General features: G+C 63.7%; 16 protein-coding genes. All 16 read right to left on the reverse strand.

The window, feature by feature from the left end:
* Positions 1–40 precede the first annotated feature (40 nt).
* A complete protein-coding gene (locus ECTPHS_RS04585) occupies positions 41–763 on the reverse strand; it encodes an RNA polymerase sigma factor FliA (protein WP_008931522.1) in 723 nt (240 codons plus the stop codon).
* A gap of 2 nt (positions 764–765) precedes the next feature.
* On the reverse strand, positions 766–1,644 hold the full coding sequence (locus ECTPHS_RS04590) for a MinD/ParA family protein (RefSeq protein WP_210386891.1): 879 nt from the start codon (positions 1,642–1,644) through the stop codon (positions 766–768).
* A 7-nt stretch (positions 1,645–1,651) separates the two neighbouring features.
* Positions 1,652–3,109, reverse strand: a complete 1,458-nt coding sequence (flhF, locus tag ECTPHS_RS04595; RefSeq protein WP_008931524.1) for a flagellar biosynthesis protein FlhF — start codon at positions 3,107–3,109, stop codon at positions 1,652–1,654.
* 26 nt (positions 3,110–3,135) lie between these two features.
* Positions 3,136–5,229, reverse strand: coding sequence for a flagellar biosynthesis protein FlhA (gene flhA / locus ECTPHS_RS04600; protein ID WP_008931525.1), 2,094 nt, complete (start codon positions 5,227–5,229; stop codon positions 3,136–3,138).
* Positions 5,230–6,387 (reverse strand): flagellar biosynthesis protein FlhB, encoded by a 1,158-nt coding sequence (gene flhB, locus ECTPHS_RS04605; protein WP_008931526.1) that lies wholly within the window; start codon positions 6,385–6,387, stop codon positions 5,230–5,232. It lies immediately after the preceding gene.
* Positions 6,388–6,390: 3 nt separating this feature from the next.
* A complete protein-coding gene (gene fliR, locus ECTPHS_RS04610) occupies positions 6,391–7,167 on the reverse strand; it encodes a flagellar biosynthetic protein FliR (RefSeq protein ID WP_008931527.1) in 777 nt (258 codons plus the stop codon).
* A gap of 12 nt (positions 7,168–7,179) precedes the next feature.
* A complete protein-coding gene (fliQ, locus tag ECTPHS_RS04615; RefSeq protein ID WP_008931528.1) occupies positions 7,180–7,449 on the reverse strand; it encodes a flagellar biosynthesis protein FliQ in 270 nt (89 codons plus the stop codon).
* Positions 7,450–7,467: 18 nt separating this feature from the next.
* Positions 7,468–8,217 (reverse strand): flagellar type III secretion system pore protein FliP, encoded by a 750-nt coding sequence (gene fliP, locus ECTPHS_RS04620; protein ID WP_008931529.1) that lies wholly within the window; start codon positions 8,215–8,217, stop codon positions 7,468–7,470.
* A complete protein-coding gene (gene fliO / locus ECTPHS_RS04625; RefSeq protein ID WP_008931530.1) occupies positions 8,214–8,669 on the reverse strand; it encodes a flagellar biosynthetic protein FliO in 456 nt (151 codons plus the stop codon). The genes fliP and fliO overlap by 4 nt, the downstream gene beginning before the upstream one ends.
* Before the next feature lie 8 nt (positions 8,670–8,677).
* Entirely contained in the window at positions 8,678–9,220 is a 543-nt protein-coding gene (gene fliN, locus ECTPHS_RS04630; RefSeq protein ID WP_008931531.1) for a flagellar motor switch protein FliN, read from the reverse strand.
* Between the two features lie 11 nt (positions 9,221–9,231).
* Positions 9,232–10,212 carry a flagellar motor switch protein FliM gene (fliM, locus tag ECTPHS_RS04635; protein ID WP_008931532.1) on the reverse strand — a complete coding sequence of 327 codons (981 nt, stop codon included), beginning with the start codon at positions 10,210–10,212 and terminating at the stop codon, positions 9,232–9,234.
* A 9-nt stretch (positions 10,213–10,221) separates the two neighbouring features.
* Positions 10,222–10,719, reverse strand: coding sequence for a flagellar basal body-associated protein FliL (gene fliL, locus ECTPHS_RS04640; RefSeq protein ID WP_008931533.1), 498 nt, complete (start codon positions 10,717–10,719; stop codon positions 10,222–10,224).
* 286 nt (positions 10,720–11,005) lie between these two features.
* Complete coding sequence (locus ECTPHS_RS13905; protein WP_050814211.1) at positions 11,006–12,151, reverse strand: flagellar hook-length control protein FliK; 1,146 nt, start codon at positions 12,149–12,151, stop codon at positions 11,006–11,008.
* 70 nt (positions 12,152–12,221) lie between these two features.
* Entirely contained in the window at positions 12,222–12,662 is a 441-nt protein-coding gene (gene fliJ / locus ECTPHS_RS04650; RefSeq protein WP_040405141.1) for a flagellar export protein FliJ, read from the reverse strand.
* A 25-nt stretch (positions 12,663–12,687) separates the two neighbouring features.
* A complete protein-coding gene (gene fliI / locus ECTPHS_RS04655; RefSeq protein ID WP_008931536.1) occupies positions 12,688–14,109 on the reverse strand; it encodes a flagellar protein export ATPase FliI in 1,422 nt (473 codons plus the stop codon).
* The gene (locus tag ECTPHS_RS04660) at positions 14,102–14,866 is read right to left on the reverse strand and encodes a flagellar assembly protein FliH (protein ID WP_008931537.1); all 765 of its coding nucleotides are present in this window, start codon (positions 14,864–14,866) and stop codon (positions 14,102–14,104) included. Before ECTPHS_RS04660 ends, fliI begins: the two co-directional genes overlap by 8 nt.
* Positions 14,867–14,883 lie beyond the last annotated feature (17 nt).

A 14,883-nucleotide genomic window follows, 5' to 3' on the forward strand; every position in this document is an offset into this window, starting at 1 on the left:
GCTTCGGCATTCAAAAATCAATTCCACCGGCAAGGCGGAATCAGACCCGCTCCCCGTCGGCCACCCAATCGGCCATGCGGGCCCGGAGACGAAGCAGCGCCTGACCATGGATCTGGCAGACCCGGGACTCACTGACACCGAGCACTTCACCGATCTCCCGCAGGTTCAGTTCGTCATCATAATACAGCGAAAGGATCAAACGCTCCCGCTCTGGCAAGGTATTGACATGCTCGGCCAGGGCAGTGTGAAAGTCCATTCGGGTGATGGACTCCAGGGGCGTCAGCCCCTGGGCAGGGAGGAAATTGTCCACATCGCCATCCCCATCACAAAGATCGTCAAAACCCAGCACCCGGCTGCCGACGGCATCCCGCAGCATGTCGTGATAGGTATCCAGGTCCACCTCCAGGGCGGCCGCGATTTCCGCACCGCTAGCCTCGCGCCCTTCCCGGTTTTCAATTTCCCGGATTACCTCGCTGATGCGCCGGGCATTGCGATGCACGGAGCGGGGGGTCCAGTCACTGCGACGGACCTCGTCCAGCATGGCGCCACGGATCCGGATACCGGCATAGGTCTCGAAACTGGCCCCCTGGGAAGGGTCATAGTGATGGGCAGCCTCCAGCAGACCGATGACCCCGGACTGGATCAGGTCTTCCACCTGCACGTTGGCAGGCAGGCGGGCGAGCAGATGGTAAGCGATTCGCTTGACCAGGGCGACATGCTCATCCACCAGTCGAGTATGGTCTGACTCCGCGCTGGCATACATGGCTATGACACTGATGTGACTGGCTCCAGGTCGTTTCGACCGCTATTGATCAACCTTTCCACAAAGAATTCGATCCCCCCCCGGGAGTTACGGGGCATGGGCCATTGATCGATGCGACCGGCAATGGCGCGAAAGGCGCGGGCCGAGGGACTGGAGGGATAGGCCTCCAGCACGGTCTGCCGGCGCTGCACGGCCTTGCGCAACAGGTCGTCATGAGGAATTGCGCCGATGTAATCGAGGATCACGTCCTCCAGAAAACGATCGCAGACGGACACCAACTTACGAAACAGGCTCCGTCCTTCGTCCTCATTGTCGTTGCGGACCATGTTGGCCAGGATGCGAAACCGCATCAGGCCGTGATCCCGGTGCAATACCTTGATCAGGGCATAGGCATCAGTGATGGAGGCCGGCTCGTCGCACACCACCACCAGCACTTCCTGGGCCGCCCGGCAAAACCGGGTCACGCTGTCATGCAGGCCGGCCGCGGTATCCACCACCAGCACATCCAGGGGCTGGGACAACCCGCTGAAGGCACGGATGATACCGACATGCTGCGCCGGCTCCAGATCCGCCATGCGGGCGATGCCCGAGGCCGCCGGTACGATCAGCATGCCGGAGGGGCCTTCCAGCAACACCTCTTCCAGCGTGTTCTCGCCGTTGAGCACATGATACAGGTTGGCCTTGGGCTGCAACCCCAGCAGCACGTCCACGTTGGCCAGTCCCAGATCCGCATCCAGCAGCATCACCCGCTTGCCGCCCTGAGCCAGGGCTGCGGAGAGGTTCACCGACACATTGGTCTTGCCCACCCCGCCCTTGCCGCTGGACACCGCCAGCACGCGCACGGGGGACACTGCATCCGCCGTCGAGGATAACCGGGCCATATTGGGCTCACTGGCTGGAGGCATGGACATACCTGGCGTTGGGCTGGTTGATGGGCTCACGGAACATGGGAGAAACCATCTGGGCCTGACGGGCATCCGCCCGCTCGACACCCGCATCCACCATTCTGGCGGCAGTGGCCACCAGTCGGGCGGCGCGGGCCGGACGCAGGTCGTCAGGGATGCGCTGACCCTCGCTGACGAAGGTCAGCGGCAAGCCGGCCCGAATCAGGGTCGACAGGGCCTCGCCCAGCGAAGTGGCTTCATCCACCTTGGTCAGTACGCATCCCTCCGGCTGCAATCGGGCAAAGGATTTCACGGTCTCCGTCATCACGGCTTTCTGCACATTGGCGGCCATCACCAGCAGCGTCCTGGCGGAAGGCAGCGCCGTCAGGGATTCCAGTTCGGCCAGCAGTTTCATATCCCGCTGATTGGTACCCGCCGTATCAATGATGACCAGTCGCTTGGATTTCAACCCCTCTAGCATATCGCCCAACTGGCGCGCTGTCTGCGCCAGATAGACGGGAACCTCAAGGATCTGACCAAAGGTCTGCAACTGACGATGAGCGCCGATACGATAAGCATCCGTGGTGATCAGGGCCACCGAATCATGGCCGTGCCTGAGGCTCTGTAACGCCGCCAGCTTGGCCACCGTCGTAGTCTTCCCAACGCCGCTCGGACCCACCAGCGTGATGATGCCGGCCTGATCCAGGATGCCGTCCGGGGTCACCGCCAGGCGACCGGACAACTGGGTCAAGGCCTCCTGCCAGGCCTCCGCGGGATCCTCGGGATGGCTGATGGCCAGGGCAATCTCCTTGGCCAGTTCCGGCTCCAGCCCCATACGCTGCAACCGTGCCACCACGCCGGCCCGCTCCGGATCACGGCGCATGAACTCCTGGCCCGCCAGACTGGCAAGCTGGTCCTGCAGCATGGCGCGCAACCCTTGAATTTCTTTCTGCATGGCCAGCAGCGTAGGCTCCTGGGACCATTCAATATTCGCGACTTTCCTGGCCTTCGACGGCTTCGAGGGGGCGGGTTCCGTGGGCGAAGACGGCGGCGGTTCGACCACTGGCGTCAGCAGGGCCGGCAGCCCCTCTTCCGCCCAGCCATCATCACGACGAGCGCGCAGGGGCGGGAACTCCCCGGTGGGGACGCACACATTTTCCCTGGATGCGAGGGTCGCGGACAAGTCACTCTCCGCATCCGGGTCCGGTCCCGCGATGGGAGAGGCCGGCCGATCGGCGGCAAGCGACGAGGATCTGGACAACGAGGCGGGCCTGGACACCGGCTCGCTCGACTGCGCAGCCATCTCCAATACCGCTTCCTCGTCATAGTCCATGGCAGCGATCAACTCGATGCCGCCCTCCACGCTGCGGCTGGAAAGGATCACCGCATCCGGTCCCTGTTTCTCCCGCACCAGGCGGATGGCCTGGCGCATATCCGGTGCAAAATAGCGTTTTATCTTCATGACGGTAACCCGTTATCCCCGTTGCACTACCCCGTTTCCCTACCGACGGTGGCCACCACCCGGATCTGCTTGCTGTCCGGTATTTCCGTGTAGGCCAGGACATGGAGCCCGCGTACCGCCGAACGCAGCCAGCGGGACATCCAGGGCCGGATGTCCGGCGACACCACCAACACAGAAGGTTCGCCCGACATCTCCTGACGCTGGGAGGCCTCTGCGATGGAACGCTGCAGACGTTCGGCCAGTCCGGGTTCGATCCCGAGTCCTGCGCCGCTGCCTCCCTGTGAGGATTTTTGCAATATCTGTTCCAACGCTGGATCAATGGCCAGCAAAGGCAGTTCCGACGCGGTTCCCACGATATTCTGGACAATGGCCCGCGACAGGGAGACCCGGACCGCGGCCGTCAATGCGTCAGGATCCTGACTCTTGGCACCATGTTCCGCCAATGTTTCGGCGATGGTGCGCATGTCCCGTACCGGGATCTGCTCCGCCAACAGGTTCTGCATCACCTTGAGCACCACCCCCAGTGCCAGGGTCTTGGGCACCAGGTTTTCCACCAGCTTGGGCGAGTGCTTGGCCAGAGTGTCCAGCAGGTGCTGAACCTCCTCGTGGCCCAGCAGTTCATGGGCGTGGTCACGCAGGATCTGGGACAGATGGGTGGCAATCACCGTCCCTGCGTCCACCACCGTATAGCCCAGCCCCTGGGCCTCCTCCCGCTGCGCCGGATCGATCCAGAGTGCATCCAGACCGAAGGTCGGGTCCTTGGTGGGCGTCCCCTTCACCTGACCAAAGACCTGTCCGGGATTGATGGCCAGCTCCCGGTCCGGGAACACCTCGCCCTCCCCCGTGGTCACGCCCATCAGGGTGAGCCGGTAGTGATTCGGTCCCAGGTCCAGATTGTCGCGGATGTGCACCGGCTGGATCAGAAAACCCAGTTCCTGGGACAACTTGCGCCGCACGCCCTTGATCCGGGCCATCAGCTGCCCCCCCTGGGAACGGTCCACCAGCGGAATCAGGCGATACCCCACCTCCAGGCCCACAAGATCCACCGGCGGCACGTCATCCCAGGTCAGCTCCTTCATCTCCGGACTGGTGGGGGGCGGCGCCTCATCCTCCAGTGCTTTGGTGACCGCGGCGTCATCGGCGGCGCGCTGCTGGCTGATCAGATAGGCCGTGGCCCCCATCAGGGCACCCAGGCTCAGGAACACCATGTTGGGCATGCCGGGCACCAGTCCCAGGGCGCCAACGATGCCGCCCGCCACATAGAGGGCGCGTGGAGAACCGAACAACTGCTTGACGACCTGCTGGCCCATGTCCTGGGCCGTCGACACCCGGGTCACGATAATGGCCGTGGCCGATGACAGCACCAGGGAAGGAATCTGTGCCACCAGGCCGTCGCCGATGGTCAGCAGAACGTAGTTGGTGGCCGCATCCCCCACACTCATGCCGTGTTGCAGGGTACCGATCACCAGGCCACCGACGATGTTGATGAACAGGATCAGGATGCCGGCGATGGCATCCCCCCGGACAAACTTGCTGGCACCGTCCATGGAACCGTAGAAGTCGGCCTCCTGGGCCACCTCCTCCCGGCGCTTGCGGGCCTCGTCCTGGGAGATCAGCCCCGAGTTGAGATCGGCGTCGATGGCCATCTGCTTGCCGGGCATGGCATCCAGGGTGAAGCGGGCGCTCACTTCGGAGACACGGCCGGCGCCCTTGGTCACCACCACGAAGTTGATGATCACGAGGATGGCAAACACCACCAGGCCCACGGCGTAGTTGCCGCCCACCACGAAATCGCCGAAGGCCTGGATCACATTGCCCGCCGCATCGGTGCCGGTATGTCCTTCCAGCAGGATGACCCGGGTCGAGGCCACGTTCAGGGCCAGGCGCAGCAGGGTGGCCACCAGCAGTATGGTGGGGAATACCGCGAATTCCAGCGGGCGCGGGGTGTACACCGCCACCAGGATCACCACCAGGGACAGGGCGATGTTGAAGGTGAACAGCAGATCCAGGGCCAGCGGCGGCAGCGGGATGACCATCATGGCCAGCAACGCCATCAGCAGCAACGGCGCTCCCAGCCCCATGCGGTTCACATTCTTCAGACTGTCTGCAAAGCTCGCCATTTATGCATTCTCCGCAGGCGGCACATCACGTTTGAGAAACTCGTCGGGCACCGGCAGATCGGTAGGCGGTGTCGGCACCATCCCGCCTTCACGCAGCGCGGCACGCAACTGGTAGACATAGGCCAGCACCTGGGCCACGGCCACATAGAGTCCGGCGGGGATCTCCTGCTCCAGACGGGTGCTGTAGTACAGCGCCCGGGCCAGGGGCGGCGCCGACAGGAGGGTGACACCGGACTGTCTGGCCACCTCCCGGATCTCCCCCGCCACCAGATCCGCCCCCTTGGCCACCACCCGGGGCGCCCCGCCCTTCTGCTGGTCATACTTCAGGGCCACCGCAAAATGGGTCGGGTTGGTCACCACCACGTCGGCCTTGGGCACCTCGGCCATCATGCGGCGCCGGGACACCTCGTACTGGAGCTGACGCACCCTGCTCTTGACCTCCGGCTTGCCTTCGGTCTCCTTGAACTCATCCTTGACCTCCTGCTTGGTCATGCGCAGCTGGCGCTGGTGATTCCACAACTGGAACGGCACATCAATCATGACCACCAGGATCAGGGCCACGCTCAGGGCGACGAAGGTCCAGGCGATCATGTAGCCGGCGCTCACCACGCCCGGCACCATCTCCTGCCCCCCCAACCCCAGCAGGCGATCAGAAAACTGCCAGAGGATGCCCATTGCCACCACCGAGATCAGGGAAAACTTGGCCAGGGTCTTGGCCAGCTCCATCAATCCCTGGGGGCCGAAGATGCGCTTGAGCCCCTTGATGGGGCTAAGCTTGTCCGGCTTGGGCTGGAGTCCCTTGAGACGAAAACGCCCCCCGCCCATGACCACCGGCCCGGTGATGGCGGCAATCACCAGGACCAGAAACATGGGGGCCAGGATCATCAGTGCCTCGCCGATCCGCGCCTGCAGCGCCACCATCATGAAGGAGGGGTCAAAAATGCGGTCCCGGTCGATGATCAGACTGTTGCGGATCAGGGCCTGGATATGGTCGAGAAAAGCCCCACCAAACAGCAGCAAGGTGGTGGAACCGGTGAGCAGTACCAGGGTGGTGTTGAGTTCCTTGGAACTGGCCACCTGCCCCTTATCCTGGGCATCCCGCAGACGTTTGGGCGTCGGTTGTTCTGTTTTTTCCTGTGAGGATTCATTCTCGGCCATGGCCTAGCCTCCCAGGATGCGCTGGATGAGTCCGAACCCGGCCATGGCCAGATCACGGATACGGGGTTCCAGGGTGGGCAGATTAAGCATGATGAGGACGAAACCCAGCATGATCATCATGGGAAAGCCCACCGCGAAGATGTTGAGTTGGGGCGAGGCCCGGGTGATCACGCCCATGGACAGGTTCACCATCAGCATGGCCGCCACGATGGGCAGCCCCACCAGCAAGGCCCCCACGTACATGGCGGACCCGAAGCTCGCCACGCCCCAGAAATCCACCCGGGTCAGCCCATCGACACCGATGGGCATGAGGTAGAAGCTCTGCAACAACATGTCCAGCAGCGCGACATGGCCGTTCATGGCCAGGAACATCAGGGTACCCATGATCACGAAGAACTGGGACACCACCGGCACCTGGACCCCCATGGCGGGATCCACCATGGAGGCATAGCCCAGTCCCATGGACAGGGCGATGGACTCACCGGCCATGGTCAGGGCGCTCATGACCATCTGGAAGATGAACCCCATGGTCACCCCGATCAGCACCTGCTGGAGGGTGACGATCAACCCTTCCATGCTCAGGGGCTGCACGGCGGGCGCCGCCGGCAGCAGAGGGGCGATCAGCAGGGCCAGGACCATGGCAAACACCAGGCGCACCCGCAACGGCACCGTCCCCGCGCCGAAGATGGGCGCCGCCATCAGCATCGCGCCGATGCGTACGAACGGCCACAGAAAGGCGGTGACCAGGGCGATGAGTTCGGTGTCGGTGAAATTGAACATGACCGATGACGCCTACCCGATCAGCCCGGGGATGCTCTCATAGAGCCGCAGGCAGTAATCCACCAACAGATCCAGCATCCAGCCGCCGGCGATCACCAGGGCCGCAAACATGCCCAGCAGCTTGGGAATGAAGGACAGGGTCATTTCCTGAATCGAGGTGGCGGCCTGGATCATACCGATGAACAGACCGATGGCCAGGGCGGTCAGGAGCACCGGCGCGGCGATCAGCACGATGACCCACACGGCCTGCTGCCCCACTTCCACTACAGTATCCGGCGTCATCGGCGTGCTCCTCGCGGTTCAGACAAAGAAACTGGTGGCCAGGGTGCTCATGATCATCGCCCAGCCGTCCACCAGCACGAACAGCATGATCTTGAACGGCAGGGAGATGATCAGCGGCGAGAGCATCATCATGCCCATGGACATGAGCACGCTGGCCACCACCAGGTCGATGATCAGAAACGGGATCAGGATCAGAAAGCCGATCTGGAAGGCGGTCTTGAGTTCACTGGTGATGAATGAAGGCACCAGGACGGAAAAGGGCACGTCCTCGGGGCCCTCGAAACCGTCATGCCCGGCAATGCGGGCAAACATGGCAATGTCCGTCTCCCGGGTCTGCTCCAGCATGAAGTCCCGCAGCGGCACCCAGGCCCGCTTGACCATCTCCTCCTGACCGATCTCCTCGGCCATGAAGGGCTGGATGGCCTGCTCGTTCACCGCCTGAAAGACCGGCGCCATGATGAAGAAGGTCAGGAACAGGGCCAGTCCGATCAGGATCTGATTGGAAGGGGTCTGAGTGGTGCCGATGCCCTGGCGCAGGATCCCCAGCACGATGATGATCCGGGTGAAGGAGGTCATCATGATGAGGGCTGCCGGCAGCACGCTCATCAGGGTCATGAGGATCAGGATCTGCAGCGTGACCGAATAGGTCTGAGTACCGCCCGGATCCGTGTCCACCGACAGCAGCGGGATACCGGCCTGGGCCATCACCGGAGCGGCCGGCCACAGGAGCAGCAGCAGCGCCAGGGGTGACAGCAGCAGCGCCCTCATGACGTCCCTCCCTGCCGGCCCATGGCTTGACGCAGGCGCTCGGCAAAACCGCCGCCATGACGGCCCTGGGTCGCGACACCCTCCCCGGTCCGGACCGGCGCATCCAGGACATGCAGGGTCTGCACCCGGCCCGGCGCCACCCCCAGCAACAACTGGGTCTCGCCCACCTGGACCAGGACCATGCGCTCGCGGGCCCCCAGGGAGACCGCACCGAGCACCCGCAGCTCTCCGGACACCCCGCTGTGCATGCCGCCCATGCGGCGCATCATGAAGCCCAGCACCAGGATGGCGAAGATCACCAGGATCAGGCCCATCACCAGTTGTCCCAGATAGGCCGCGCCATCCCCCGTGATGCCAGGTCCGGGCACGCCCCCTCCCGACTCACCCGCCGACACGGCCAGGGGCATGAGCAGAAGCAGCACCACACCGATGAAGGGCTTGAGTAGGGACATGGGACGCCTCACTTGAGCTTGCGAACCCGTTCCGCCGGGCTGATCACGTCGGTCAGGCGGATGCCGAATTTTTCGTTCACCACCACTACCTCGCCATGGGCCACCAGGGTACCGTTGACCATCACGTCCAGGGGCTCTCCGGCCAGGCGATCCAGTTCCACCACGGACCCCTGGTTGAGTTGCAGCAGGTTACGGATGGGGATCCTGGTCCGCCCGATTTCCATGGAGATGGTCACGGGCACGTCCAGGATCACACCCAGGTTGACCTCGGCACCGCCCTCGGCACCCCGTCCCGGGCTGGCTTCGGCTCCCAGATCCTCGAACGACATTTTGGGCGTGGGATCCTTCCAGGCGCCACCCTTGGCGGCCCCGGCATCGGCGGCACCGGCTGAATCCCCTACGCCACCGGTTTCGGGGTCGGTATCGGCACCCGGGGCATCTCCCCCGGCCTTCTGTTCCGACTCGGCCTGTTCCGCCAGTGCCGCTGCCCAGATATCCTCTTCTTCCGCTTCGGGCTTGTTGTCCTGATCTTTATCGCTCATGGAGGTCATCCTCGCTGTGTTCATTCGCTGAGCCGGATCGGCCCGGTAATCTTGATGGCATTAAAACCGTCCGACGTGCCGAAACGCCCGCGAAACACGGGGATGCCCTCGGCCCGGACCGTGACTTCCTCGGGGATGTCCACCGGAATGATGTCACCGGGCTTGAGGTTGATCATTTCGGCCACGGTAAGATCGGTCTCGGTCAGCTTGGCGGTGAGTTCCACCTGCACCATCTTGAGTTCCTCGCGCAGGGCCTTGACCCAATGGTCATCCACGTCCGCCCGATCGCTCTGCAACCCCGTGTCCAGCTGTTCACGGATGGGCTCGATCATGGAATACGGCATGGTCACGTGCATTTCACCGCCACCACCGTCCAGTTCCACATGGAAGGAGCAGACCACCACCACCTCGGTGGGGCTGACGATATTGGCGAACTGGGGATTGACCTCTGAGCGGTTATATTCAAAGTCCAGTTCCATCACCGGTGCCCAGGCCTTTTTCAGATCCGTGAAGGACTGGTCCAGCAACATGCGGATCACCCGCAGTTCCGTCGGCGTGAACTCCCGCCCTTCGATCTTGGCGTGATAGCGGCCATCCCCGCCGAAGAAATTGTCCACCAGGATGAATACCAGCTTGGGATCAAGCACGAACAGGGCGGTACCCCGCAGCGGCCGGACCCGGACCATGTTGAGGCTGGTGGGTACATACAGGGAGTGAACGTATTCCCCGAACTTCATCATCTTGACCCCGCCCACGGAAATCTCCGCCGAACGGCGCAGGAGTTCGAACAGCCCGATGCGCATGTAACGGGCAAAGCGCTCGTTGATCATCTCCAGGGTAGGCATGCGCCCCCGGACGATGCGGTCCTGGGTGGTCAGATCGTACTGTCTGGCCACACCATCGTGAGCGAGCAGCTGGTCTTCGGTTTCCACCGCACCGCTGTCCACCCCGTGCAGCAGGGCATCAATCTCGTCCTGGGAAAGAAGATCACTGGTGGCCATCACTCTGCCTCACTGCATCACAAGACTGTTGAAGTACACCGCTTCCACCTGGGTGCGTTCTCCCCGCGTGCCCAGCACGTTGATCACTTCCTCCAGCACTTCGGCGCGAACCTGTTCCTTGCCTGCCTCGGTGATCAGATCGTCATAGATCTTGTTGCCGATGAGGATCATCAGGTTATTGCGGATGACCGGCATGTGACGGTTCACCCCGTCCAGCACAGCCTGATCCCGCGCCATGACCACGATGCCCACCTGCACGAAGCGGATCCGGCCCGAACCCTGGAAATTCACCACCAGTGGAGGGTCCAGGGGCAGATAGATGGCGGGTCGCACCGGCTCTGGACGCTCCTGCCCCGGCTCACCGCCGCTCAGCAGGAACCAGGCAATCCCGCCACCGGCCCCGGCGGCCACCAGGGTGACCAAAAGGATGATCAATATCAGTTTCAGCATGCCACCCTTGCCCTTTGTGGGCTTGGGGGCGGCGGTTTTTTCAGGTTTTTTGGCCATGACTGCCGGGGCCTCCGTTTTTCATGGTAATAAGCAACACCTGTGCCATATGGTTTTAAAAAATAAATAACAAAAAAATCAGCAACTTGAAAACAGAAAGGGTCCGAGCGTGACAAAATATTGACGAACGGACACGACCGTAGGACGACGGGCCGACACAGCCCGCCGGAAAGGCGAAGGTGTACAGGAAGGGAATTATACGGCGGCTGAACAGGAGACGCCGCCCTGGAGAGGGGCGGCAGCGACGAAGACAACCTCCGCGGCCGGCAGAGACCGGGAAAGGGAATCAGGCATAGGCATCCAGAAGGCCGCTACCGTTTGGATCGGCGGCGGCCGCAGTCTCATCGCCGGCGACACGCGGATCGACACCGTCGGGATCATCCGGACGCAATCCGGCCTCGTCCCGAGCCATCTCGTCCTGTCCGCCGGCCTCGCGGCCGGAAACATCCACATCACCCAGCTGCACGCCGCTGTCGGCAAACATCTCCCGCAGCCTGGGCATGGCGGCATCCAGTGCCTCGCGGGCCTGGGGATGATGGGCCAGGAACTGAATATTGGCACGATCACCCTCCATGGTGATGCGCACCTCCAGCGGCCCCAGGTGGGGTGGGCTCAACCTCAGCTCCGCCCCCTGCATGTTCTGGTTCACCATCCACAGGACCCGGCTGCCCACCGCCTGCCCCCAGTTGGGGCGTGACATCGGCACGTCCACATCCAGGGCACGCAGGAGGAGGGGCTGCGTCGGGGAATGGGGCTGGGCCTGACCGGCAGGCAATATCTCGGCACTGGTCGGCGCCAGGGGGGCGACCACGTCTCGCCCGCCCTCCCCGCCCAGCCGGGCCACCAGGGCATGCAACGCCTGAGGCATGATCGGGCTCCCGTCCTGTTGTGCCGCTCCCGCGCCCTGCTGCCCGTGCAACACCTGGGTCAACTCACCCGGTCTTCCAGCAGCCCCTGAATCCCCCGCGTCCTGCTGCCCGTGCAACACCTGGGTCAACGCCGCCGTCAGCGCGGTGAGCCCGCCCCCTTCCGGGTGACGATCTCCCCCGGGATTGAAGGATTCCCCGGCAATCCCCGGCAATCCCCGGCCTGTCTCGGCCAGTTGCTGCCATGCCGCCAGCAGGGAGGCCAATGCGGTATCGCTCCCCTCCCGCCGCAGATCTTCCAGGGTGACGCCGGCCTCATCCATAAGCTGGGCCAGCCATTCTGGAGGCAGGGTCATCACCGTCGAATCCAACTCCAGCAAGGCATCCAGGTCAACGGACTGCATCGAGTCGGGATGGCCGCCCGTCAGCTGTTGCAACTGTCCCAGCAGGCTCAGCTGAAAGTCGTCGCCGCCCTCCCCGGTCAGGGCAGCGACAGGACTGCGCGAATCCCCCCCCAGGGCAGGCAGGGCGTTCAGTGCAGAAAAGGGCATGAATGACATGTTCATGGCCAGACCCTCGACAGTATCAGGTGAGTCCCGAAATGATGATAAACGGTTGCAATATACGGGCCAGGAATCACTCGATGTCATGTCGCCGGCGACCGTTACGGTCGTCCTGCTCCGCCTGTTCCCGTCGGTCCTGCGCCCTGCGCTCTTCGTGCTGGAACTGTTCGACCACGCGATTGAGGGCCTCGGTCTTGCCCCGGGCCTCCACCCAACGCCCACGGCTCATTTCCAGTTCGCGCCGAGCGGCGGTCACCAGCCTCGCCTGCTGTTCGATCGCTTCATTGAGACGGTGCAGAAACAGGCGGTAGTCCCGTACCGACATGCCGGTCATGCCCACCCCGCTTTGGGACTCGAAGCGCTGGGCATACTCGTCACGGTAGCTGCTCAGCTCTTCCAGACGCGCGACGCGCTCTTCCAGGGCCTGCTGTGATTGACCCAGGCGCTGTGCGGCCAGTTGCTGGCGGTTATCCGCCACCTGTACCACGGGTTCCATGCGTTTGGATCGATTCATGACCTACCTCTCTGATTACAGCCCATCAACGGATCAGCTGCCTGCCCCGCTCGTCACCGCCGGTCGGGGGCGGCGGCGGTTCCATCAGTCCATCCAGTGCCTTCAGGCTGTCCTTGAACGTCACTGACTGGCGCATGTCCTGCTGCAGGTACTGTTCCAGCCTGGGCTGAATGGCAACGGCCTCGTCCACACGGGGATCGGCACCGCGCTGATAGGCACCCACGTTGATGAGATCCCGATTCTGCTGATAGTGGGAATACAGTTGCTTGAAGCGGCGAGCGGCCTGGATATGCCCGGGGTCCACGATCTCGTTCATCACCCGTGACACGGAGGCCTCGATATCGATGGCCGGATACCGTCCCGTGTCGGCAATCCGTCGCGACAGGACCACATGGCCGTCAAGGATCGCCCGGGCAGCGTCGGCGATGGGATCATTGGTGTCGTCCCCTTCGGCCAGCACCGTATAGAAAGCCGTGATGGACCCACTACCCTGATCCCCGTTTCCGGCCCGTTCCACCAGTTGGGGCAACTTGGCAAAGACCGACGGGGTATACCCCTTGGTCGCCGGCGGCTCGCCGATGGCCAGGGAGATCTCCCGCTGGGCCTGGGCAAACCGGGTCAGGGAATCCATCAGCAACAATACGTCATGCCCCTTGTCGCGGAAGTATTCCGCAATGCTGGTGGCCAGCATGGCGCCATGCAGACGCATCAGGGGAGGATGATCCGCCGGCACCGCCACCACCACGGCCCGCGCCATGCCCTCGGGACCGAGGATGTTCTGGACGAACTCGTTCACTTCCCTGCCCCGTTCCCCGATCAGGCCCACCACCGTGATGTCCGCCGTGGTGTAACGGGTCATCATGCCAAGAAGCACGCTCTTGCCCACGCCGCTACCGGCGAACAGCCCCATGCGCTGACCTCGGCCCACCGTCAACAAGCCGTTGATGGCCCTGACTCCCACGTCCAGGGGTTCGTGGATGGGGCGCCTGGCCAGGGGGTTGATGCTGCGACCGTTAAGGGAGACATGCGCATCGCACTGGGGCGCGGGGCGACCATCCAGCGGCCGCCCGGAACCATCCAGGACCCGCCCCAACAAGGCGTCACCCACCTGGGTGTCGCGGGCATGACGGGTGGGGATCACCCGGGCGCCCGGCGTCAGGCCACTGACGTCGCCCACCGGCATCAGGAAGGTACGTTCCGCGGAAAAACCCACTACTTCCGCCTCCACCTCGTGGCCGCCGGCACTGATGACCCGGCAGCGCCCACCGATGGAGGCCTGGCAACCTTCCGCCTCCAACGTCAGGCCCACCATCCGGACCAGACGCCCCTCCGCGACAACCGGTTGGGCACGGGCCGCCCGTGCCCGATACCGGGCCAGTGTCTCCGCCAGCAGGCTGGAACGCACGTCGGGACGGAGCGCGGGCGGCAACCGGCGGGTGTCAGTCATCGCCGCCGCCCCCCCCCTGATCGGTGCTGCGCTCCCCGCCCCAGATCGAGGCAATGACGGCATTCAGACGGGATTCCAGGGTGGCATCCACCCGTGATGTTTCGGTGATCACCCGCACCCCGCCGCGACTGAGAGTGGGATCTTCGACAATGGACCAGGGACGTTCCAGATCATCCAGCCGCAGGGTTTCCCGGACCAGCTTGCTGTCATCCGGATGCAGGTGCAGATGCAGCTTGCGTTCGGCGCTGGGCAGGGCTTCCAGGGCCTCCCTGAGCACCGCGACGATCGCCCCGGGGTCGGTCTTCAACTCGCGGCGGACCAGCTGGCGGGCTACCGCCATGGCCAGTTGCACCAGTTCGTCCTCCACTGCGGCATCCAGCGCCGCATAGGGCTGCTCAAGCCCCTGGATCAGATGGTCCAGCAGCGCCAGGCGCTCCTTCACGGCGGCCTCGGCGGCCTTCAGGCCATCCGCCTGTCCCTTGGCAAATCCTTCCTTGCGACCCTGCTCCAGCCCCAGTCGGCGCCCCTCCTCCTGTCCCGCCCGCAGGCCTTCTTCACGGGCCTGGCGCTCGATGTCCATGATGCGGTCGGCGGTGGGCAAACCGGGCGCCGAATCCAGCGCCTCGTCTTCCGCCTCTGTCTCCGGCGCCGACGGTTCGGGATCAGATGCCTGATCCGCCAGGGGCGCATGGATATCGGGCAGTTCCCAGCGCCTGGCACCAGTCCCCTTTTCCGATGTGATAATACGTTCGATCATTCAGTGTCTCCGTCCGG

This window comes from Ectothiorhodospira sp. PHS-1, from assembly GCF_000225005.1.
In the GTDB taxonomy this organism is placed as follows: Bacteria; Pseudomonadota; Gammaproteobacteria; order Ectothiorhodospirales; family Ectothiorhodospiraceae; genus Ectothiorhodospira.

Coding starts and splice junctions, on each gene's coding strand:
- ECTPHS_RS04585 (WP_008931522.1), bottom strand. CDS start 763: ATGTATGCCAGCGCGGAGTCAGACCATACTCGACTGGTGGATGAGCAT.
- ECTPHS_RS04590 (WP_210386891.1), bottom strand. CDS start 1,644: ATGGCCCGGTTATCCTCGACGGCGGATGCAGTGTCCCCCGTGCGCGTG.
- flhF (WP_008931524.1), bottom strand. CDS start 3,109: ATGAAGATAAAACGCTATTTTGCACCGGATATGCGCCAGGCCATCCGC.
- flhA (WP_008931525.1), bottom strand. CDS start 5,229: ATGGCGAGCTTTGCAGACAGTCTGAAGAATGTGAACCGCATGGGGCTG.
- flhB (WP_008931526.1), bottom strand. CDS start 6,387: ATGGCCGAGAATGAATCCTCACAGGAAAAAACAGAACAACCGACGCCC.
- fliR (WP_008931527.1), bottom strand. CDS start 7,167: ATGTTCAATTTCACCGACACCGAACTCATCGCCCTGGTCACCGCCTTT.
- fliQ (WP_008931528.1), bottom strand. CDS start 7,449: ATGACGCCGGATACTGTAGTGGAAGTGGGGCAGCAGGCCGTGTGGGTC.
- fliP (WP_008931529.1), bottom strand. CDS start 8,217: ATGAGGGCGCTGCTGCTGTCACCCCTGGCGCTGCTGCTGCTCCTGTGG.
- fliO (WP_008931530.1), bottom strand. CDS start 8,669: ATGTCCCTACTCAAGCCCTTCATCGGTGTGGTGCTGCTTCTGCTCATG.
- fliN (WP_008931531.1), bottom strand. CDS start 9,220: ATGACCTCCATGAGCGATAAAGATCAGGACAACAAGCCCGAAGCGGAA.
- fliM (WP_008931532.1), bottom strand. CDS start 10,212: ATGGCCACCAGTGATCTTCTTTCCCAGGACGAGATTGATGCCCTGCTG.
- fliL (WP_008931533.1), bottom strand. CDS start 10,719: ATGGCCAAAAAACCTGAAAAAACCGCCGCCCCCAAGCCCACAAAGGGC.
- ECTPHS_RS13905 (WP_050814211.1), bottom strand. CDS start 12,151: ATGAACATGTCATTCATGCCCTTTTCTGCACTGAACGCCCTGCCTGCC.
- fliJ (WP_040405141.1), bottom strand. CDS start 12,662: ATGAATCGATCCAAACGCATGGAACCCGTGGTACAGGTGGCGGATAAC.
- fliI (WP_008931536.1), bottom strand. CDS start 14,109: ATGACTGACACCCGCCGGTTGCCGCCCGCGCTCCGTCCCGACGTGCGT.
- ECTPHS_RS04660 (WP_008931537.1), bottom strand. CDS start 14,866: ATGATCGAACGTATTATCACATCGGAAAAGGGGACTGGTGCCAGGCGC.